20 protein-coding genes are annotated in these 20,339 nt (G+C 42.5%); 11 read left to right on the forward strand and 9 right to left on the reverse strand.

Going from position 1 to position 20,339, the window contains the following annotated elements; translation table 11 throughout:
- Nucleotides 1-52: 52 nt before the first annotated feature.
- The 4 genes from N4597_RS09780 to N4597_RS09795 form a co-directional block, all read right to left on the reverse strand.
- On the reverse strand, nucleotides 53-1,045 hold the full coding sequence (locus tag N4597_RS09780) for a nucleoid-associated protein (RefSeq protein ID WP_089144663.1): 993 nt from the start codon (nucleotides 1,043-1,045) through the stop codon (nucleotides 53-55).
- A gap of 90 nt (nucleotides 1,046-1,135) precedes the next feature.
- Complete coding sequence (argH, locus tag N4597_RS09785) at nucleotides 1,136-2,518, reverse strand: argininosuccinate lyase (RefSeq protein WP_260903691.1); 1,383 nt, start codon at nucleotides 2,516-2,518, stop codon at nucleotides 1,136-1,138.
- Complete coding sequence (locus N4597_RS09790) at nucleotides 2,518-3,726, reverse strand: argininosuccinate synthase (protein ID WP_260903694.1); 1,209 nt, start codon at nucleotides 3,724-3,726, stop codon at nucleotides 2,518-2,520. Before N4597_RS09790 ends, argH begins: the two co-directional genes overlap by 1 nt.
- A gap of 256 nt (nucleotides 3,727-3,982) precedes the next feature.
- Nucleotides 3,983-5,236 (reverse strand): hypothetical protein, encoded by a 1,254-nt coding sequence (locus N4597_RS09795; protein ID WP_242073062.1) that lies wholly within the window; start codon nucleotides 5,234-5,236, stop codon nucleotides 3,983-3,985.
- A gap of 240 nt (nucleotides 5,237-5,476) precedes the next feature.
- Between N4597_RS09795 and N4597_RS09800 the strand changes: the two genes are divergently transcribed.
- From N4597_RS09800 to N4597_RS09815, 4 genes are read left to right on the forward strand one after another with little or no spacing between them, the layout of a single operon-like run.
- Nucleotides 5,477-6,331: an NEAT domain-containing protein gene (locus N4597_RS09800; RefSeq protein ID WP_260903701.1), complete on the forward strand. Its 855-nt coding sequence runs from the start codon at nucleotides 5,477-5,479 to the stop codon at nucleotides 6,329-6,331.
- Nucleotides 6,331-7,224: a heme ABC transporter substrate-binding protein IsdE gene (gene isdE, locus N4597_RS09805; RefSeq protein ID WP_260903703.1), complete on the forward strand. Its 894-nt coding sequence runs from the start codon at nucleotides 6,331-6,333 to the stop codon at nucleotides 7,222-7,224. Before N4597_RS09800 ends, isdE begins: the two co-directional genes overlap by 1 nt.
- Before the next feature lie 7 nt (nucleotides 7,225-7,231).
- Nucleotides 7,232-8,146 (forward strand): FecCD family ABC transporter permease, encoded by a 915-nt coding sequence (locus N4597_RS09810; RefSeq protein ID WP_170091025.1) that lies wholly within the window; start codon nucleotides 7,232-7,234, stop codon nucleotides 8,144-8,146.
- Nucleotides 8,133-8,891: an ABC transporter ATP-binding protein gene (locus tag N4597_RS09815; RefSeq protein WP_170091024.1), complete on the forward strand. Its 759-nt coding sequence runs from the start codon at nucleotides 8,133-8,135 to the stop codon at nucleotides 8,889-8,891. The genes N4597_RS09810 and N4597_RS09815 overlap by 14 nt, the downstream gene beginning before the upstream one ends.
- 45 nt (nucleotides 8,892-8,936) lie before the next feature.
- On the opposite strand, the gene N4597_RS09820 is transcribed toward N4597_RS09815, so the two are convergent.
- Entirely contained in the window at nucleotides 8,937-9,896 is a 960-nt protein-coding gene (locus tag N4597_RS09820; protein ID WP_050611601.1) for a ribose-phosphate diphosphokinase, read from the reverse strand.
- Between the two features lie 338 nt (nucleotides 9,897-10,234).
- Here N4597_RS09820 and N4597_RS09825 point away from each other — a divergent pair, with 338 nt between their 5' ends.
- Both N4597_RS09825 and N4597_RS09830 read left to right on the forward strand, forming a co-directional pair.
- A complete protein-coding gene (locus tag N4597_RS09825) occupies nucleotides 10,235-11,860 on the forward strand; it encodes a malolactic enzyme (protein ID WP_260903707.1) in 1,626 nt (541 codons plus the stop codon).
- Nucleotides 11,861-11,881: 21 nt separating this feature from the next.
- A complete protein-coding gene (locus N4597_RS09830) occupies nucleotides 11,882-12,853 on the forward strand; it encodes an AEC family transporter (RefSeq protein WP_056976739.1) in 972 nt (323 codons plus the stop codon).
- Nucleotides 12,854-12,933: 80 nt separating this feature from the next.
- Here the strand turns inward: N4597_RS09830 and N4597_RS09835 are convergent, their stop codons facing one another.
- On the reverse strand, nucleotides 12,934-13,215 hold the full coding sequence (locus N4597_RS09835) for a HigA family addiction module antitoxin (RefSeq protein ID WP_172585717.1): 282 nt from the start codon (nucleotides 13,213-13,215) through the stop codon (nucleotides 12,934-12,936).
- A gap of 437 nt (nucleotides 13,216-13,652) precedes the next feature.
- A complete protein-coding gene (locus tag N4597_RS09840) occupies nucleotides 13,653-14,006 on the reverse strand; it encodes a bacteriocin immunity protein (protein ID WP_003692147.1) in 354 nt (117 codons plus the stop codon).
- Nucleotides 14,007-14,731: 725 nt separating this feature from the next.
- Between N4597_RS09840 and N4597_RS09845 the strand changes: the two genes are divergently transcribed.
- The 5 genes from N4597_RS09845 to N4597_RS09865 all read left to right on the forward strand — a co-directional run bounded on the left by N4597_RS09845 (nucleotide 14,732) and on the right by N4597_RS09865 (nucleotide 18,021).
- Entirely contained in the window at nucleotides 14,732-15,577 is an 846-nt protein-coding gene (locus N4597_RS09845; RefSeq protein ID WP_260903715.1) for a hypothetical protein, read from the forward strand.
- The gene (locus tag N4597_RS09850) at nucleotides 15,475-15,711 is read left to right on the forward strand and encodes a GHKL domain-containing protein (protein ID WP_260905303.1); all 237 of its coding nucleotides are present in this window, start codon (nucleotides 15,475-15,477) and stop codon (nucleotides 15,709-15,711) included. Before N4597_RS09845 ends, N4597_RS09850 begins: the two co-directional genes overlap by 103 nt.
- 190 nt (nucleotides 15,712-15,901) lie before the next feature.
- A complete protein-coding gene (locus tag N4597_RS09855) occupies nucleotides 15,902-17,047 on the forward strand; it encodes a sensor histidine kinase (RefSeq protein ID WP_260903718.1) in 1,146 nt (381 codons plus the stop codon).
- Nucleotide 17,048: 1 nt separating this feature from the next.
- Nucleotides 17,049-17,813, forward strand: a complete 765-nt coding sequence (locus N4597_RS09860; protein WP_056976743.1) for a LytR/AlgR family response regulator transcription factor — start codon at nucleotides 17,049-17,051, stop codon at nucleotides 17,811-17,813.
- A gap of 34 nt (nucleotides 17,814-17,847) precedes the next feature.
- Nucleotides 17,848-18,021 carry a hypothetical protein gene (locus N4597_RS09865; RefSeq protein WP_156655745.1) on the forward strand — a complete coding sequence of 58 codons (174 nt, stop codon included), beginning with the start codon at nucleotides 17,848-17,850 and terminating at the stop codon, nucleotides 18,019-18,021.
- Nucleotides 18,022-18,094: 73 nt separating this feature from the next.
- Here the strand turns inward: N4597_RS09865 and N4597_RS09870 are convergent, their stop codons facing one another.
- Together N4597_RS09870 and proB are read right to left on the reverse strand one after the other, a co-directional pair.
- A complete protein-coding gene (locus N4597_RS09870; protein ID WP_260903723.1) occupies nucleotides 18,095-19,348 on the reverse strand; it encodes a glutamate-5-semialdehyde dehydrogenase in 1,254 nt (417 codons plus the stop codon).
- A 4-nt stretch (nucleotides 19,349-19,352) separates the two neighbouring features.
- Nucleotides 19,353-20,159 carry a glutamate 5-kinase gene (gene proB / locus N4597_RS09875; protein ID WP_260903726.1) on the reverse strand — a complete coding sequence of 269 codons (807 nt, stop codon included), beginning with the start codon at nucleotides 20,157-20,159 and terminating at the stop codon, nucleotides 19,353-19,355.
- Between the last annotated feature and the right edge of the window lie 180 nt (nucleotides 20,160-20,339).

Genomic DNA, 20,339 nt, shown 5'->3' on the forward strand with positions numbered 1-20,339 from the left:
TATTGCTAAATTCAAAAAGTCCTGAGTCAAAATCTGACCCAGGGCTTTTTACTTAGAAGTTATTCTTGATGCTTTCAATCTTTTTTAAGATAACAGATAGCGAACCATCATCGTTGGTGACAAATTCAATGTAGTCCTTATTTTTCAAGAGTTCGGCTGGCACCACAATTTCGATGCCGTTATCCAACTTTAACTTTTGCTTCTGGTACTTACGCTCAAAGACCGGGGTATTGGCCTCTAAAGCAATCTCCCTTTGGATACCCTTTTGGTCGAGCTCCTCTAGAAATTCCTGCTTAGCCTGGTGGTTATCACCAAAGACTTGCTCGGCCACCCGTTCACTACTTAGGCTGGCCTCTTCATCAATTGAATCATATAAAGCCTTTTGCGCCCCCATTACCGCCTCGTACTGCTCAATATCGTACTTTTTACTTACCGTCTTGAGCGCCTTTTTGACCTGGGCGACTTCTTCGGAAATTTTGGGCTTCTTTTCGGTCACTTCTAAGATGCGTTCTAAAAATGACCACTTCCCCTGAATTCCTTGGTAAACCTTGTTATGGATAAAGCAGGTTTGATCTTTAACAATAATTCCACAAGAAACGCCCTGGCCCGGGTTAGGGAGGATGGTTTTATTTTGACTAATCTTGTTGGTAACTAAGTTGTCATCGTCATAATCAATCAAGTGAATATACTTAGCACTAAAATCGAGCTTGACCATCCCCGTGTAGGTTTTGCCGTAGCCATCTTCAACCCGAAAGAAGAGTAAGTCCCCTTCCGGAATCTCTTCCCAGGTTTTGATAGCCTCAAAGTAAAATTGGGTTAACTTTTCGGCTACTTCGATAAAGTCCTCGCTTTGACCTACCAAATATTGAGCCGGCTCACTAGCTGCCAAATCCAGGGTCAAACACTCACTGTTTAGAAATTTTTTGACTAACTTTTCGATATATTCTTGAACGATTTGGTCACGCCCATCTAGTTCCTTTTGCGAAAAAACTGCACTATTGATTTCACGGTTCATTACGTTAATGACTGCATTTTTGATTTCCAAGCTGTTCACCTCACAGCTATTTTACCTAGGCCTAAGCAAAAAAGCAAAGCCCAAGCTGGACTTTGCTTTTACTCATTATGACAAAGAAACTTACTTGGCTAAATCCTGCTTGGCCAAGTAAATTTGGCGTTTAACCTGGTCAAAGCCAGTCCCGCCATAGGAGTGACGGCGTTTTACGGCCACATAAGCCTTTAAATCCTCGTAAACATCAGCCCCAATCTTAGGGTCGATTTCTTGATAACGGGCTAGCGGAATAGCCTGTAAACTCGTATTTGTCTTAAGCCCCTCTAAGACTAACTGACCAACGATTGCATGCGCCTGTCTAAAGGGAATCCCCTTAGTGGCCAAGTAATCTGCTAGCTCAGTTGCATTAGAAAAATCATTTTCCGTAGCAGCCAGCATCTTTTCCTTATTTACCTTGGCTGTTGCTAACATCCCACTAAAGACCTTTAGACTCGGAATAATCGTCTTAACCGCGTCAAAGACACCTTCCTTATCTTCTTGCATATCCTTATTGTAAGCCAGAGGCAAGCCCTTCATGGTCGTCAATAACCCCATTAAATCTCCAAAGACCCGGCCAGATTTGCCCCGAATCAATTCAGCCATATCGGGATTTTTCTTTTGGGGCATGATTGATGAGCCGGTTGCATATTGGTCGGCTAGTTCCAAGTAGCCGAATTCGTAAGAGCACCAGGAAATAATCTCTTCACAAAAACGAGAAAGGTGCATCATCAAGATTGAGGCGTTGCTTAAGAATTCTAAGACGAAGTCCCGGTCGGAAACGGCGTCCAAAGAATTTTCATAGACTGCGCTAAAGCCTAGTTCCTTGGCGCTAAAGTGACGGTCGATGGGAAAGGTTGTCCCCGCCAAAGCAGCCGCCCCTAAAGGGGAAATATCGGTGTGTAACTTATTGAACTCAAAACGTTCTAAGTCCCGCTTAAACATTTGGTAATAGGCCATCAAGTAGTGCCCGTAAGAAATCGGTTGGGCGTGTTGGAGGTGGGTATAACCCGGCATAATTGTCTCCACGTTTGCGCTCGCCTTGGCCACAATTACTTCCTGTAAATGCTTCAATTCGCTGATGACGGTTTCTAACCGGTATTTCAAATAGAGGTGTAAGTCGGTTGCGACCTGATCGTTTCTGCTCCGGGCCGTGTGTAATTTACCGGCTACCGGTCCAATTTCTTCGGTCAACAAGACTTCCATGTTCATATGAATATCTTCGTTAGCCACACTAAATTCAAGCTCCCCGGCGGCTAACTTTTGTTGGAGCGTTTCTAGGCCGGCAATGATTTGATCCGCCTCTTTAGCACTTAAAATTTGGGTATGCTTTAACATCTTGACGTGGGCTAAAGATCCTTCTAAATCTTCATAGGCCATCAGCTGGTCAAAGCCAATCGAGGCCCCGAATTCATCGACCCACTGCGCGCCAGCCGCCTCAAAGCGACCACCCCACATTTTTTTAATTGCCATTAGTCTTTCCCCGCAATCTTTTGGTGGACTTGTGCATAAACTTGTTGTGGTAAGCCGTAGAGTTTGATAAAACCAGCAGCTGCTTCTTGGTCAAATTCATCGGCGGAAGTATAGGTTGCTAATTTTTCATCGTAAAGTGAGTTAGGTGACTTTCTTCCTTCACAAATCACGTTCCCCTTAAATAATTTCACCCTAACGACCCCGTTAACATCCTTTTGGCTTTCCTTTAAGAATGCTTGCAAGGCCTTCATCAATGGTGAGAACCATAGGGCGTTATAAATCATGTCTGCAATTTGCTTTTCAATTAATGGCTTGAAGTGAGCCATTTCTCTTTCCAAGGTAATATCTTCAATATCCTTGTGGGCCTTCATTAAAACCGTTGCCGCTGGACATTCATACACTTCCCGTGACTTAATCCCAACTAACCGGTTTTCAACGTGGTCAATCCGCCCAATTCCATGCTTGCCGGCAATTTTATCTAGTTTCATGATTAATTGAGCTAGCGGTAATTCTTCACCATCCAACTTAGTTGGTACCCCTTGTTCAAAGGTGATTTCAATCACATCAGCTTCATTCGGAGTATCTTCTAAGGCGTTGGTTCTAGCGTAAGCATCCGCTGGTGCTGCTTGCCAAGGATCTTCCAAAATCCCACATTCGTTAGCCCGACCCCAAAGATTTTCGTCGATTGAGTAAGGGCTCTTCTTGTTGATAGGAACTGGAATCCCGTTTTTCTTAGCATAGTCAATCTCTTCTTCCCGTGACCAGTGAACCTCTCTGATTGGATCTTCAATCTTCATTTCCGGTGCTAAAGCGTGAATCCCTACTTCAAAGCGCACTTGGTCATTTCCCTTACCGGTACAGCCATGGGCGATTGCGGTCGCACCGTATTCCTTAGCGATTGCCACTAAGTGTTTTACGATTAAAGGCCGTGAAAGAGCTGAAACCACTGGGTACTTATTTTCATAGTAAGCGTGTCCTTGCAAAGCCGTTAAGCAGTATTCACTCGCAAATTCTTCCTTAGCATCAATCACGATTGATTCAACCGCTCCGACCGCCAAACCCTTTTGTTTAATGGCTTCTAGGTCCTTGCCTTCACCCACGTCAACGCAACAAGCAATTACGTCATAACCTTTGTTTTTTAACCACGCAATTTCAACGGAAGTATCCAATCCACCTGAATAAGCTAACACTACTTTTTCCTTTGTCATAATGAGTTCCTCCTATATATTCTTCTTTGTCAATGACTATATCCTAATACTTCATGCAATAAAATGCAAGAAAAATAATTAATATTCATAAAATAACTGAATATAGGTAGATTTTATACAAAATTGATGTATATGAACTTTGCATACTTGTATTTACTAAAAAAATAATTAAATATACACTTAAAGAGAATATCTATACAAAAAGGACCTACCCTTCTTTCGAAGAGTAGGTCCTTTAATCTATTTAAAGCTAGCTCTAATCTGCTTGCCGCTTCTTACCTAAAACGAAAGCCAAACCAGCAGCCACTACTGAGCCCAAGCCTGCTAAAGTCAAACCAGCCGTCTTAGCGGAGTTATCACCAGTTTGTGGTAAGACCGCTTGCTTAGTTTGGTTAGCTACGGGCACTTGACTTGCCCCATTGTTGCTTGAGGTTGGTAAAGTTGGAGCTTGAGTTGAGCCTGGGAGCTCACTTAAAGCCGGAGCAGGATTGTTAGACTTAGTGAACTTGGCTTGGCCCGCCTTTAAAGCACCTAAGACTACGTCCGCACTTGGAGAGTAAGGACCTTGGCCAAAATCGATGGTAAAGTTAATTACCCCTTTACCTTCCTTGTAAGCTGAACCAGCAAAGGTAGCTGTCCCTGAACCATCCTTATCAACAGCGACTGTTCCTTTGACCCCGTTTAAGCTGATTGCCTTAACCATGCTTGCGTTTTGGCTAATTCCAAGCACTAACTTAGTCACCTTGCCATTGGCGTCAACTTCGGCGTTAACGTTAGGGGCAAAGAAGTTAGCAGCCACTGACTTTTCAGTTGTGCCTGTCTTATAAAAGGCGATTGTAGCAGTTTCTTCTTGACTAGTTTTATCGGCACCAGTCTGTGTGCCACTTACGTTGTTATTATTAGTAGGCTGTGCAGCAGGTTTTGCATTTGAAGTTTGACTTGAACTTGAAGCTGAAGAACTAGTTGCTTGGCTTGCACTCGAAGATGCGGCACTAGTTGCCGGTTGGGCTGGCTTAGTCGGCGTAACCGGTTCAGTTGGAAGCTCGTTTGTGTGTAGGAACATGTCGGCTTCTTCATGCATTGAGCCTATTGGGGTAGCTAAATCAAAAGCAATTGTCCCCTGACCTTCCTTATAAGCGGCGGCCCCAAAGACGTAGTTTACCGAACCGTCGGCATTCTTTTGGACTTGGCCGGTTTGACCATTGACCGTAACTGTCTTAATCATGCCGGCAGTAGTTGCGTTTACGTTAGGAATTACCAACTGGCTTACCTGGCGGTTAGTAACTGTCACCGCAACATCGTTCCCTAAAAATTTGCCCGCTTCAGATGGTGTTTCTTCCCCAGTCTTCTTATATGTAACCCCAATCGTTTGTGTACCGTCTTTTAATTGTGTTTGCGTCACCTGAGTTGCGGTACTTTCCGCAGCTAATACAGGTGCAGCCAACGGTGCAAAGGTCGTCAAAGCGGTAGCCACCGATAAGGTAGCTAAAACTGTCTTAGTCTTTTTCATAGCTTGTGTTCCCCCACTTAGTTTAGAATAATTAAAAAAATTCAAATTTTGTAAAATGAATTCGCCACCATTATCCTACACATGTCAGTGAATTGCAAGCCCTAAGCCCTAAATAAGTGTCATTTTTCACTTACCACCTCGCTTGTATTCCTTGTTTTTTAGCATTATAATCGGTTTTGTACAAGGTAAATACAGATATTTTTCACATTAGTATCAATTTTTTTAGGGAGGAAATTTTTTATGAAGAAGTTATTACAAAGTCTTTTGGGTATCCTAGCCGTAAGTTGCTTTCTCCTGCTTGGCGTTAACAAAGCCCAGGCAGTCGCAGTTAACTATAACGCCCTGAAGTACGGTACGAGCGAAACCTCAATGGCCTCTGGCTACTATGCTCGGCCAGCCCAAGTTAACGTGGTTAACGGCGCTTACGTGGTGACCATGACAATCATGACCAACAAGTCACTGTCACCCTGGCCGGTAGTCGTCAATAGTATTGACGGGCAAGCCCCCCAAAATGTCAGCAAGACCCAGTCCGGCGACTACTACCTTTACAGTTATTCCTTTACCACGAATAATTTAAATCGGACTATCTCTAGTAACATCAACGTTAGCATCCCTAACGTGTACACGGCTAACCACAACATTAGCTTCACCTTCGACACCAGTAGCTTACCTAGCCTAACGCAAGCACAAGCAGCACCTGCTAGCCAGGCTAATAACCAAAATCAAAGCCAAGCTAGTGCAACTGCCGGCAGTCAGGCTAATAGCCAAAGTCAAAGTCAAAGTCAAGCCAATAGCCAAGCAAGTTCGGCCTCAAGCTCAACTTCAAGCAGCAGTAGTTTAGCTTCAAGCTCCCAGGCAAGTGCTAGTTCCTCTTCGGTAAAAGCTAAGGCAAACCACCAAAAAGCCAGCGCTAAAAAGGCAAACCATAAGAAGGCAAGTAAAAAGGCTTCCCACCAAGCTACTTCACACAAAGAAAAAGTTAACGTTCAATCTAGTCGCAAACACGCCTTGCGTAATGGCATCATTATCATCGTAGTTATCGCCGCCATCGCCGGCTATGTTTTATACCGGGCTAAACACAAAGAGGAAAAATAATGAAGACTAACAAACTACCGCTGGTCGCTTTATTACTCCTATTAGCCTTAATTTGCGGGCTAGCTTTAGGGGCCCGACACTTCGTCGAACAAAAACAAGCGGCTAGCCTTAAAAATCAGCGGATTGTGGTAACAACTACTGCCTTAGCCGAGATTTTCGATAAGCTAGAAATCCCCCTAGTCGGGGTTCCTAAAACTGCTAATAAACTGCCAGCCCGTTACCAAAAGGTGACCACGGTTGGCGGGGCCATGAGTCCTAGCGTCGAAAAAATCGCTTCTTTAAAGCCGACCGAGGTTTACGCAGTTTCAACCCTTAAAGATCAATATGACCAAGCTTTTAAGAAGCAAAAGTTTAACCTAACCTACCTAGACTTAGATTCGGTTTCCCAACTAAAGACCTCGCTAACTACTTTAGGGACCAAGTACCACCGCCAAAAGCAAGCGCAAGCAGCGGTAGCGGAAATTAACCGCGCAATCAGCCGGGCTAAAAAGAAGGCACACGGTAAAAAGCATCCTAAGGTCTTAATCTTGATGGGACTGCCTGGGGCCGGGTACATGATTTTAACTAATAAATCTTACCTGGGTAACCTCGTCCAACTGGCAGGGGGCAAGAACCTCTACCAGTCACGCAGTCAAATTTACCTTGACCCTAGTAACGAACAGCTAGCTAACCAAAACCCCGACGTGATTTTACGACTAGCCCATGCCTTACCTAACATTACCGTGCCCCAATTTGAAGCCGAATTTAAACAAAATCCCGTTTGGCAACACATGGATGCCGTTATAAATAAACGGGTCTACGACCTAGAACAACCAACTTTCAATGCCTCATCTAACCTTGAGGTTCCACAAGCTTTGGCTAAACTAGGTCAGTACTTCTATCCTGGAAACTAGGTGAGTTATGCTTACTAAAAAAACTACTGCTTATCTTATTTTAACGTTACTACTAGCCATAACCATTGCTTGGGCTCTGACTAGTGGGGCCAGTTCTAGGGGCTTAGCCGACTTGAACATTTTATTTAACATCCGCTTGCCCCGCATTATTTCCGCCCTCTTAGGGGGCGCGGCCCTAGCTGTTAGCGGCGCCTTCTTCCAAGCGGCGCTTAGAAATCCCATTGCCGAACCGGCTTTGCTGGGGATTTCTTCAGCGGCTAATCTGTTTGCCCTTATTGGGGGGGTGTTATTACCAGCCTTATTCAGCGCTAAAATTATCGCGGCCATCCTGGGAGGCTGCTTGGCCTTTTTGACCCTAGCTTCCCTTCAAAAAAATCTCGACCCCTACCGCCTAATTCTAGTTGGGGTAGCTTTAAATGCCGTCTTTACTGCTTTAGGTAACTTGCTGAACCCTAATCAAAACGCCTTTAGCCTGGCTACCAGTACCTGGACCACCACCCTGTTTTTGGCGGTCATCACCCTGTTAGGCCTGGCTGTGGCTTTGGTAATCAGCCCCTTTGCCAACTACTTGAAGGTTGGTGACCGCCAGTTACAAACCTTAGGCCTATCACCTAAGCAACTTAGGATTAGCCTCCTAAGTTTGGCTACCTTGTTAGCCGCTAGTAGCACCGCTTGTATCGGAATTTTAGCCTTTATCGGCATTATCGTTCCCCACCACGCCCGCTTTTTACTCGGGCATGATTACCGCCAGCTAGTTCCCTTTTGTGCTTTAGGGGGGGCAGAGTTACTTCTCTTGACCGATACCATTGGTCGCTTGGTGATTGCTCCCAATGAAATCAGCGCCAACATCATCTTGGCTATCATCGGGGGCCCATTTCTAATTTACATTTTGCTCGGGAGGAAAAAAGATGCTCACAGTTAAAAACCTAAGCTTCGCCTACCCTAAACAAAAACCCCTGCTAACAAATGTTAGCTTTGAACTTGCACCCCACAAAATTACGACCATTATGGGGGCAAATGGCTCGGGTAAGTCCACCTTGCTAAACCTTTTAACTAAGGGGCTTAGTCCTACCGCGGGCCATATTTACTACCAAGGCCAAGATATTAGCCGCCTTACTAAAAAAGACTACGCCCAAAGAGTAGCCCTGGTCCAACAACAACATCAACTCTACGACCACATCCAGGTTAGGGATTTGGTCAGCTTGGGGCGCCTGCCTTATCAAGGCCTGTTAGCGGATACCCCGACTGATGCTAAGGTCTTTGAGCTGCTGGACTACCTTGAATTAACCGCCTTAGCTGAACGCGATGTCCTTAGCCTTTCTGGCGGACAACAACAACGAGTCTGGCTAGCATTAGCCTTAGCCCAAAATCCCGCCTTACTCTTACTAGATGAACCCACGACCTACTTGGACCTTCACTTCCAGTACCAATTTCTAGAGTTGTTACAAAGGCTGAAACAGGACCAAAATTTAACCATCTGCATGGTTTTACACGATTTAAACCACGCTCTTCGTTTTAGTGATGAGTTGCTCTTGTTAAAAGACGGACAGCTTGTAGCCCAGGGAGGGCCTAAAGAAGTTCTAACTTCTGAGCGAATCAAGCAAGTTTTCGGTTTAGATAGTCAGTTAAGTCAAACTGTAGCCGGTGATTTTATTAACGTTTATTAGTGCAAAAAAATAAGCTCCTGGAAACAGGAGCTTATTTTCTACTTTCTAAAAGTCGCGGCGAAAGAGGCTGTCGACTGATTGGTTGTTGTAAATTAAGGAAATTGCCTTCGCGAAGACAGGTGCAATCGAAAGCACCTTCAAGTTAGCGAATTGCTTTTCTTCTGGAATCGTAATCGTATCCGTAACCACCACTTCTTTGTATGGTGAGTCTTTTAATTCTTCAACTGCATTACCAGAGAAGATGGGGTGGGTTGCGCAAGCATAGATGTCGGTTGCACCAGCTGCCTTTAAGGCTTCGGCAGCGTCGGCCATCTTCCCACCAGTATCGATCATATCGTCAAACACAATGCACTTGTGTCCCTTAACGTCGCCAATAACGGTTGCTTCTTCCGGACGTTCTAGCCGGTTAGCGTCCCGCTTGTCTACAATCGCAATTGGGGCCTTTAAGAATTGGGCCAAGTTGCGGGCCATCTTAACCCCGTTATGGTCGGGAGCAACAACCACTACATCTTCATCAATCTTGTTGTCGATGAAGTATTGCGCTTGGGTGAAAATGGCTTGTAAGTGGTCAACTGGAATGTTGAAAAAGCCTTGTAACTGACCTGCGTGTAAGTCCAAAGCCACTACCCGGTCAGCACCAGCTAATTGAATAAAGTTAGCGATTAACTTGGCGGTGATTGGTTCACGAGAACGGGCCTTGCGGTCAGAACGAGCATAACCATAGTAAGGGATAACTGCGTTAACTGAACCAGCTGATGACCGCCGTAAGGCATCCATCATGACCATTAATTCCATAAAGTTTTCGTTAACCGGATCAGAAATTGATTGAATGATGAAAACATCATCCCCCCGCACACTTTCATTAATGTTGATTTGGATTTCACCATCACTAAAGTGTTTTACCGAAGCATCACAAAGTTTTACGCCCATTTCTGCAGCAATTTTTTGCGCTAATTCTGGGTTGGAATTGAGTGCAAAAAGCTTGATTCCAGCATTTCCTTGCATTTTTTCTTCATCCTCCATGCATTGTTTGACTTGTAACTTCTTTTATTATAATAAATTCTTTTCTAAAATACTATGCCTTTGGCCCTGAAAATCGTTTAACTCTTTCAAAAAAAGTTACAAGCGCTTTTAAGTTCACCAGATTTTTTCTTTTCTTTTTAGACTTTAATAATCCAATTAGCTTAAATTCCATACTAGCAAAGCTTATTATATCAGCTCTAGAAAAAACAAGCATAATTAATAGTTATATCAAGTTCAACTTTTGACTATATCAATTTCTAGCTTTTATACTGACAGGGTAATGAGAGTTAGATTGATTAGAAGCTTAGGAGGACATATTCATGACAAAAGCTACTGATATTTTAAATAACCCCTTCTTAAATAAAGGGACAGCATTTACTAAAGAAGAAAGACAAGCACTAGGCTTAACCGGGACTTTACCAAGCAAGGTTCAAACCATCGAAGAACAAGCTACCCAAGCCTACGGTCAATACCAAAGCAAACCATCCCGGCTTGAAAAGCGGATTTTCTTAATGAACCTCTTCAACACTAACCGGACTTTATTCTACCACTTAATGGACCAACACTTGGTTGAATTCATGCCGGTAGTCTATGATCCAGTCGTAGCCGAATCTATCGAAAACTACAACGAACTCTTCTTAAAACCTCAAGACGCAGCCTTCATCTCGATTGACGATATGGATAACATCGAGGCGAGCCTTAAAAACGCCGCTGATGGCCGGGACATCAAGCTCTTGGTTATCACAGACGCTGAAGGAATCCTAGGTATCGGTGACTGGGGTGTTAACGGGGTAGATATTTCCATCGGAAAGCTGATGGTTTACACCGCCGCTGCGGGTATCAACCCTGCACAAGTTTTACCCGTTTCCATCGACGCCGGAACTAACAACGAAGCCCTACTCAACAACGACCTCTACCTTGGCAATAAGCACAAACGTGTCTACGGTGAAAAGTACCACCAATTAATCGATAAGTTTGTCGCAGCTGCTACTAAGCTGTTCCCAGAAAGTCTCTTACACTTTGAAGACTTTGGCCGTTCTAACGCCGACGTTATCTTAAAGAAGTACCAAGACAAGATTTTGACTTTCAACGACGACATCCAAGGAACAGGGATTATCGCTTTAGCCGGGGTCTTAGGGGCTATGAACATCTCTAAAGAAAAGATTACCGACCAAACCTTCTTAACCTTCGGGGCAGGAACTGCCGGGTGCGGAATTGCCAAGATGCTCTTTGACGAATTAGTTCGCCAAGGTTTAAGCCCACAAGAAGCTAAACAACACTTCTACTTAGTCGATAAGCAAGGCTTGCTCTTTGAAGACACTGAAGACTTAACTGACGGCCAAAAGCAATTCACCCGCTCACGCTCTGAATTTGCTAACGCGGACGAATTAACTAATTTAGAAGCCATTGTTAAGGCAGTGCACCCAACGGTAATGATTGGAACATCCACTCAGCCTGGAGCCTTCACTGAAAGCATCGTTAAGGAAATGGCTGCCCACACAAGCCGGCCAGTTATTTTCGCACTCTCTAACCCAACTAAGCTACTAGAAGCTAGTGCTGAAGACCTTATTAAGTGGACAGACGGTCGGGCCCTAGTCGCAACCGGAGTGCCTTCTGATGACGTTGTTTATAACGGGGTAACTTACACCATCGGTCAAGCTAACAACGCCTTAGTTTACCCTGGGGTTGGTTTTGGGGCAATTGCTGCTCGCGCTAAAATCATTAACGAAGAAATGCTTTCCGCTGCTAGCCACGCTTTAGGCGGAATCGTTGACCCAACTAAGCCAGGGGCAGCCGTGCTCCCACCAGTTGCTAAATTAACTGACTTCTCCCAAAAAGTGGCTGAAGTCGTAGCTCAATCAGCTATTGACCAAGGCTTAAGCAAAGAAAATATTACTGATGCCACCCAAGCGGTTGCCGCACTTAAGTGGGAACCAAAATACTAATAAAATAAAGGGGGACTTGCCGTGGCAGTCTTTTTAACTTCCGTTTCTAGCGTCTTAGTTATCGTGTTAATCATGGCCCTTGGTTACATCTTACGGGCTAATGGCTGGTTTGCCGATAGCTTCGCCGGTAACATTTCCAACTTAATTACTAAAATCGCCTTACCTGCTTCAATCTTTACGGCGGTAATGAAATTTCTAACCCGGGATAAGTTAGTTTCCCTATCCCAAGGGATTTTATTCCCAGCCCTAGGTGTCATTATTGGTTACCTAATCGCCTGGTTAGTCGTTAAGGTCTTAAAAATCAAGCCTGGTCGCCGGGGCATCTTCATGAATGCCATCGTTAACGCCAACACGATTTTTATCGGGATGCCGTTAAATAACGCCCTTTTTGGCGAAAAGGCTATGTCCTACTTCTTGATTTACTACATTATCAACACGGTTTCCACCTGGGCCTTCGGGATTTTCTTGATTTCAAACGACGATCCTACCGTTGATAAAAGTAAGCAAACTAACAAGCAAAAGATTAACTGGAAAAAAGTCTTACCAATGCCTTTAGTCGGCTTTATCGTCGCTATTATCTGGATGCTACTAGGAATTCCAGTTCCAACCTTCTTAGGTAACACCCTTAATTACGTTGGGGCTTTGGTAACGCCACTTTCTCTAATCTACATTGGGATTGTCCTTCGCGATGCTGGCTTGAACAACTTCAAGTTTGAGCGCGATTCAATCCTGGCCTTATTAGGCCGCTTCGTCTTATCACCAGTCATCCTCATCTTGCTCATCAAGTTTGGGTTGCACACTGGTTTTGATCTCCCCGCCCTAATGCGCCAAACATTAGTCGTCCAATCAGCTACCCCAATGTTAGCTGTGCTCCCCATCCTCGCAGATGAAGCCCACGGCGACGTTGAATACGCCACTAACGTAGTTGTAATGAGTACTGTTCTCTTCATCATCGTTGTGCCAGTCTTAATGGCTATCCTCCAATTTATTTAATTTAAAAGCATCAAAAAAGCCGTTGCGAACGCAACGGCTTTTTTGTACGTGCAACCTTTACAAAGATAACTGTGCTTGACTTAACGGCACGATACTATTGAAAATATTTTGTTTTTTTCTTCTTCTCTACGTAGCGAAATCTCAACTTGAATATTTAGGAAATATCTATCAGAGACTCCAAAATACCTTCCCAAACGAATAGAAGTATCTGGGGTTATCTGACGCCTACCGTGTAAAATATCTTGTACTCTTGAAGTAGGGACTTTTATTTCCTTGGCTAATTTATACGCACTTATTCCCATAGGTTCCATAAACTCTTCTTTTAGGATTTCACTAACTGTTGGTAATTCTATCACTTTAATCACCCCTAATCATGATACATGCTTTTCACGTATATCGAAATAATTTAGCCCGACTATACAAAAAAATTCAAACCATTGTACAACGGTTTGAATTACTGGTAACTAGCTAATTATACAAATGTCCCCTTATTTTTTCACAACCTTGACTAGCCGGTAAATTTTAAACAAATAAACGATTATACTAACTAAAAAGCTTATCTTTAAACATCACGAACAGTATGCAACCAAGTCCTAAGACTAAACATGCCTTACCTATTATTCCGTAGTAAGGGATGTTATTAAACATTGGAAACAATCTCGGCAAAAAATTAATAATTAAAAATCCTAACCCAATTTTCATCAGGGGATTACTTAACCACACAGACCGCAATATTACATCCTTCTTTCTTCTACAGTACGAAAAAAACGCCAGAGCTACCCCCTAGCGCTTTTACAAATTAATGACGTGGAATTTCTTCAAAAATGCTGTAAAATTGGGATTTATCGGAGAAGTCTGCCATGTAAACTCCGTTTAAACCGGCTCTTTGCCCTAGAACACCAAGATCAATGATAAGTGCTTCTTCCTTCTTAGGAAAGTGAATGCGCCCAGCCAAAGCGACGCTACGAATATAGTTCACTAAGCGGTTAAGCACTGCTTCAGGATTCTTAGCTTCTGGCAACTTCCGATAAACCTGTGCCAAAACATCAAGAATATCTAGCAGTTCAGTTGATTGATTTTCGAAATGATTGAGCAAGCCCAATAATTCCTTAATATCAGCTTGAGCTTGATTAATAAGTTTTGTTTTTTCCATAAATCTTCGCCTCGTTTTTAGTGACTTAGCAAGTACAGTAATAATTAATGCTAACCTCACTCTAGATTTTGGGGTAGTCTGTCACACATGTATATACATTAAATTAAACTTAATATCATGGTCGTCTATCTAGGCTACCTTTTTCTTTTCGAAGTTATTATACACCCAAATTTTAAGCCCGCATACTTTTTTCGTAAGTGGTTACTTTTTCTTCCTAAACGGTCACTTCTCCCAAAATTTTAATTAAATCCTACTATTTCCATCATCTATTCTGTAAAACGGAAAATAACCGCAGCTTCATAATTTACTGGTTCAGCCGTCATATTTAACCGGATTTGTCCCTAAAGCACCCGAATTGTTTGTGAAGACTAAGCTTAACTCACTTTTGTGGTATATTATTATCGTAATTTATTTTAAAAAGTCACTGGAGGAAAAGAGTGGGAACTCCCAGTCAACGTGATTAAAACATGTTAGATATTTTTATTGCTGTAGGAGTATTAATCAATTTGTTTTTTGATTTTTACGTTTCAGGAAAGTTAACCAATATTAATTTATGGTCTAAAAGAACTAAAGTATTACTCATTTTTCTTGTTAATTTAGTAATTCTTAGCATTACTAACAGTCAATTAATTGCTATAACAATTGAACTTTTCTCGCTATATTACTTATTAAAATCTAAAAACATTAAGTTTGACTATGCAGTTTTAGGTAGCATTCTTAGTACAATGACTGTTAGCTATGTAGGTTCTTTTATTTTTGACTTCTTTGATTTAAAATTAGTTACTCAGTATAAAAGTTACGTTTTACTCTTTTTGCCATTAGAAATAATTCTCTACTTCATTGGCTACAAACTATTAAAAAAAGTTAACCTCTATCGCCGGCTTAGCGGTCCAGATGGTTTTGTCATTTTTGTACTAATTTGTTATACCTACATAGTAATAATTACACTAGATAATATAACGTACCTAGTTTCACAATGGGTAAGCATCATTGTCCCAATCCTATTTATCATTCAACTTGTATTTGCAGGTTTGATTTTGGAAATTAGTCGGCAAATCAGAAAAGCCAGTGTTGATAAAAAGACTACCGAGACTTTGCTCTTTTACACCAAGCAACTGGAGGAAAGTCAGCGCAGCCTCCGCCAGTTTAAGCACGATTACCAAAATATACTAATTAGTATGGAAGCCGAGCTAAAAGATAACGATAATTTTAAGGGATTGCTGGCTTATTCGGCTTCGCACTTAGAGAAAAGTAAGGCCTGGCGCTTTAATGACCTGGATAACGTTAGTGATCCCGAAATCAAAAGCATTGTCATCTCTAAGCTAGATAATTGTTTTACTAACTCGCTACCAGTTAGCTTTGAGTGTCGCCAACCTTTGCGCGAAATACAAGGAATTAATAAGTTCGACTTGCTTCAATTGCCTTTGATAACGCAATTGAAGCAAGTGAAAACTTCACTGCGCCGGAAATTAAAGTCTTATTACTTAATACTGACGTTGGCTTTGAATTTGAAATCAGAAATAAAGTTGCTGGCACCTTTGATACCACCAAGCTTCAACAAGCGGGGGTAACTACTAAGGAGGGCCACGCTGGCCTGGGGCTAGCCAGCGCCCAAGCTATCATTAGCAACTACAACAACGTCTTTCTAGCCCACGCAATTAAGGATAATTGGTTTACCTTTACACTATCCGTTAATAAGGCATGATTAATTGCTAAACTAGTCGAAATATTTTAATAAAATTTCCTTTGAAAGGTAGGCGATAATCTATTTTATGTTCTTAGCCTGGACTACTTTACTAAGCTTTATATTCTTATGTTGTTGTAATGTATTTTTCGAATTCTATACACTTTCAAAATTACTTAATAAAAAAAGTATGTTACTTATATTTTGGGGAATGCTTGATGTAATTAATAACCTACTGTCTAGTTACTATAATCCCGTTATCTTTTTAATAACCGAGTTAGTCTTGCTCTATCTAGTATTTAAGCAAAAGAAAAGAGACTACCAGACTATGGGTGTGGTTATGGTGATTTCGTTGCTGAGCTATATTCCAACGGCAGTCTTAACAATTTTTACTACTTTTGTAGAAAAAAAGCATCTTTTTGATTATGAAATCCAAGTAATTCTTCCTGCTATCCTAGTGGTGACAACTGCATACATAATTTTTTATAAATTTCTTATGAAACATGACATCAAAAAATTTTTCTATCCACCTGATGGTTTAGTTAACCTCTTTTTGGTGACATATACTTACGGGGTAATTATCAGTTTTGACTATATTCATTTTGTATCGTATAAATCGGCTGTATTTATTATTCCTATCGTTTACTTAATTCAACTATTGTTTGCTTTTTTCATCTCCATGGTTAGTCATAGAATCAGAAAAGCCAGTGTTGATAAAAAGACCACCGAGACTTTGCTCTTTTACACCAAGCAACTGGAGGAAAGTCAGCGCAGTCTCCGCCAGTTTAAGCACGATTATCAAAATATTTTAATCAGTATGGAGGCTGAGCTAAAGGATAACGATAATTTTAAGGAATTGCTGGCTTATTCGGCTTCGCACTTAGAGAAAAGTAAGGCCTGGCGCTTTAATGACTTGGATAACGTTAGTGATCCCGAAATCAAAAGCATTGTCATCTCTAAGCTAGATAATTGTTTTACTAACTCGCTACCGGTTAGCTTTGAATGTCGCCAACCTTTGCGCGAAATACAAGGAATCAATAAGTTCGACTTGATTCGCCTACTTGGGATTGCCTTTGATAACGCAATTGAAGCGAGCGAAAACTTCACTGCGCCGGAAATTAAAGTTTTATTACTTAATACTGACGCTGGCTTTGAATTTGAAATCAGAAATAAGGTTGCTGGCACCTTTGATACCACCAAGCTTCAACAAGCGGGGGTAACTACCAAGGAGGGACATGATGGTTTGGGGCTAGCTAGCGCCCAAGCTATCATTAGTAATTACAACAACGTCTTTCTAGCCCACGCAATTAAGGATAATTGGTTTACCTTTACACTATCCGTTAATAAGGAGGAGTAGCATGTTACACCCAATTTTAGTTTGTGATGACAACGTTACACAAGCAAATAAACTAACAATGGCTGCTAGCCATGGAGCGATTATTACCAAGGAAGACAATAATGGTTTCGAACTAGCATTAACTGCTTACGGTTACAAGCAAGCACTTGACTGGGTTATTACCAACCAACCTAAAGCAGGAATTTACTTTTTAGACGTCGAATTAGAAGGGGGTACCAAAAAGCACACTGGACTTGACTTAGCGCTCAAGATAAAAGAAGTCGATCAAGAGGCCATGATTGTCTTTGTTACGACCCACGAAGAAATGGCGATTCTAACCTTTGAGCGCCAAATCGGTCCCCTCGACTATATCACTAAGTCAACAAATGACGAGCAGTTCCAGCAACGAGTTACTAACTGTATGTACACTGCTTTACAAAGATACGAAAATGAGCAAGCAACTAGCGGATTAAAGTTTCGTTACCGGGTTGGCAGCAGAGAACACATTGAAAATTTCAATAATATTATTTGCATCGAAACTACTAGCAGGCCCCACGTCTTAGAGCTGATTACCACTACCGGTATCATGCAGTTTCCTGGAACAATTAAGGAACTCGCTAAGGCTTACCCTCAGTTCTGTAAACTCTCGCAATCATGCTTGGCTAACCTTGATAACATCAAGAGCGCCGACTTTAAGTTACGCCAAGTAACCTTTATCAACAATTCAGTGGAACCATTTTCTAGACGGCAAACCAAGGCCATTAAGAAAGCTCTTAATATCCTTTAGGAGTTTAACTCTGACCAAAGAAAGGAAGTCTCAAATGGAATTTTTACAAACAGTTATTAACACTTTAAAAAATAAGCTAACTGCAACAGCTGCTATCTGCATCCTCGTTTTCTTATTAGTTGTTCACCCTTCTTTTTGGGATTTGTTATTCACGGCCATTATCATGGTGCCGATTACCTTGATTTTGAACAGCAAGAAGGAAAAATAAGACCTTCACCCGTAAGCAAAATAAAGCGTCTGATTATTTTGACGAGCTTCAAAATAATCAGACGCTTTGTTATTTATTTCCTAACCTGGCCGGTACCACGAATTACATACTTCGTGCTAGTGAGCTCCCGCAAGCCCATTGGCCCCCGCGCATGGAGCTTTTGGGTAGAGATTCCAATTTCGGCCCCAAAGCCAAATTCGCCCCCATCGGTAAAGCGGGTTGAGGCGTTAACGTAAACAGCTGCGGCATCAATCCTATCCAAAAAGGCCTGGCTGTTATTGTAATCGTTGGTGATAATCGCCTCGGAGTGCTTGGTGTTATGGGCATTAATATGGTCGATTGCTTGATCTAAGGAAGAAACGACCTTAATTGCCAAAATGTAGTCGTTGTACTCTGTATCCCAGTCTGCGGCTGTAGCAGCCTTACAACTTGACCCTAAAATTTGACAAGCTTGCTCATCGCCCCGAAGTTCGACCGAAGCTTGGGCTAACTTAGCCGCAAGCAAAGGTAAAAATTCGGCGGCTACGTTCTGGTGAACCAATAGCTTTTCGGTTGCGTTGCAAACTGATGGCCGCTGAACCTTGGCATTATAAACAATCGCAGCAGCCATCTCTAAATCGGCGGCAGCGTCAACGTAAATGTGGCAGTTGCCGGCCCCGGTTTCGATTACTGGCACCTTAGCATTGGCAACCACCGCCTTAATTAGGCGGGCAGAGCCACGGGGGATTAAAACATCCAAGTAACCGGTTAAGGCCATGAATTCGTTGGCCAATTCGTGCGAGGTCTCAGTCAAAATTTGAACTGCATCCGGGTTAATCCCCAGCTTAGTTAGGACACTGCGCAAAATTTCAACCAACTTAATGTTAGTCCGCAAGGCCTCTTTGCCCCCCCGTAACATGACGGCGTTACCGGCTTTAAAGCAGAGGCCAGTTGCATCTACGGTTACGTTAGGCCGGGCTTCATAAATAATACCAATTACCCCTAAAGGTACCCGCCGTTGACTAATTTCTAAGCCAGCGTAATTGACCCAGGCCCTATCAACCTGCCCGATTGGGTCTTCTAAACCAGCAATTTGCCGCAATCCAGCTGCCATCCCTTCAATCCGACCTTCGTCAAGGACCAGCCGGTCGACAAAACTAGCTTTTAAGTCAGCCTTTTTAGCCTGGTCTAAATCTAAGGCATTGGCTTCCATAATCTCTGCTGCCTTATCCTGCAAAGCCTCTGCCATCTTAAGTAAAGCCTGGTTCTTTTCGTTGGTGCTTAGTTGGCCTAATTCATAGGCAGCCTTCTTAGCAGCTTGCCCCATTTTAACTAAATCAACAGTCATGTTTTTACCCCTTTCTAAATAAGGTTCCGATTGCATCGCCATTTAAAATTCGAAAAACAATTGACGGGTTGGCCCCGTTGGCCAGAATGGTTAACTTGTCAGCCTTCATCATGCGTTGAGCCGCCTTTAGCTTAGTCGTCATCCCCCCGGTACCAAACTTGCTACCCTTACCACCAGCGTGTTGGTAGGTCTGCTCATTAATCTCGGTAATTTCGGGGATGAGCTTAGCGTCAGCGTATTTTTTAGGATTCTTATCAAAGAAACCATCGATATCCGAAAGCATAATCAAGAGGTCCGCGTTAATAATGGTTGCGACAATGGCGGATAATTGGTCATTATCACCAAACTTGGTCTTATGATCTAATTCGTCAGTCGCAACCGTATCGTTTTCGTTAACAATAGGAATAATGCCCCAAGCTAGCATCTTGTTGATGGCATTATTAACATTTTCCTTGCTTTGTGGATAATCCAGTACATCGTGCGTTAGCAGGACCTGGCTAATTTTTTGCCCATAGGTAGCAAACCGTTGTTGGTAAATCGTCATCAACATGCTTTGGCCTAAAGCTGCTAGCGCCTGCTGAGCGGGAATGTCTGTGGGTCGTTCTTGGAGGTTTAGCTGTCCCATCCCTACTCCAATCGCACCTGATGAAACCAAGACTACCTGTTTACCTTCATTCACTAACCCACTCAAGGTATAGCTCAATTGGTCAATTGCTTGTAAATTCATCTTGCCATTGGGGTGGGTCAAGCTACTGGTCCCCACCTTAACCACAATTCGTTTAATCTTGTCAAATTGGCGTTTATTAGCCATAAAAATTTCCTCCAGACATTCCCTAAGTTAATTACCATTTTACTATATTCTATTAGAATTCGGCTAGCTTTTTAAACGTAATTTAAGTAAGGGGCAGTTGTTTCGTGCCAGGCCATTGCCCTAACAAAAAAGGATTCCTAGAAACACTAAGTCCCTAAGAATCCTATAACAAGCTGTAAG

Origin of the sequence: Ligilactobacillus agilis (genome assembly GCF_025311475.1) — a bacterium.
Lineage (GTDB): Bacteria > Bacillota > Bacilli > Lactobacillales > Lactobacillaceae > Ligilactobacillus > Ligilactobacillus agilis.

What these genes read in the sequence shown, in the direction of transcription:
- N4597_RS09865 (WP_156655745.1), top strand. Translation starts at nt 17,848, where the DNA reads ATGGAATTTTTACAAACAGTTATTAACACTTTAAAAAATAAGCTAACT.
- N4597_RS09825 (WP_260903707.1), top strand. Translation starts at nt 10,235, where the DNA reads ATGACAAAAGCTACTGATATTTTAAATAACCCCTTCTTAAATAAAGGG.
- proB (WP_260903726.1), bottom strand. Translation starts at nt 20,159, where the DNA reads ATGGCTAATAAACGCCAATTTGACAAGATTAAACGAATTGTGGTTAAG.
- N4597_RS09860 (WP_056976743.1), top strand. Translation starts at nt 17,049, where the DNA reads ATGTTACACCCAATTTTAGTTTGTGATGACAACGTTACACAAGCAAAT.
- N4597_RS09815 (WP_170091024.1), top strand. Translation starts at nt 8,133, where the DNA reads ATGCTCACAGTTAAAAACCTAAGCTTCGCCTACCCTAAACAAAAACCC.
- N4597_RS09795 (WP_242073062.1), bottom strand. Translation starts at nt 5,236, where the DNA reads ATGAAAAAGACTAAGACAGTTTTAGCTACCTTATCGGTGGCTACCGCT.
- N4597_RS09855 (WP_260903718.1), top strand. Translation starts at nt 15,902, where the DNA reads ATGCTTGATGTAATTAATAACCTACTGTCTAGTTACTATAATCCCGTT.
- N4597_RS09790 (WP_260903694.1), bottom strand. Translation starts at nt 3,726, where the DNA reads ATGACAAAGGAAAAAGTAGTGTTAGCTTATTCAGGTGGATTGGATACT.
- N4597_RS09840 (WP_003692147.1), bottom strand. Translation starts at nt 14,006, where the DNA reads ATGGAAAAAACAAAACTTATTAATCAAGCTCAAGCTGATATTAAGGAA.
- N4597_RS09810 (WP_170091025.1), top strand. Translation starts at nt 7,232, where the DNA reads ATGCTTACTAAAAAAACTACTGCTTATCTTATTTTAACGTTACTACTA.
- argH (WP_260903691.1), bottom strand. Translation starts at nt 2,518, where the DNA reads ATGGCAATTAAAAAAATGTGGGGTGGTCGCTTTGAGGCGGCTGGCGCG.
- N4597_RS09800 (WP_260903701.1), top strand. Translation starts at nt 5,477, where the DNA reads ATGAAGAAGTTATTACAAAGTCTTTTGGGTATCCTAGCCGTAAGTTGC.
- isdE (WP_260903703.1), top strand. Translation starts at nt 6,331, where the DNA reads ATGAAGACTAACAAACTACCGCTGGTCGCTTTATTACTCCTATTAGCC.
- N4597_RS09845 (WP_260903715.1), top strand. Translation starts at nt 14,732, where the DNA reads ATGACTGTTAGCTATGTAGGTTCTTTTATTTTTGACTTCTTTGATTTA.
- N4597_RS09820 (WP_050611601.1), bottom strand. Translation starts at nt 9,896, where the DNA reads ATGCAAGGAAATGCTGGAATCAAGCTTTTTGCACTCAATTCCAACCCA.
- N4597_RS09870 (WP_260903723.1), bottom strand. Translation starts at nt 19,348, where the DNA reads ATGACTGTTGATTTAGTTAAAATGGGGCAAGCTGCTAAGAAGGCTGCC.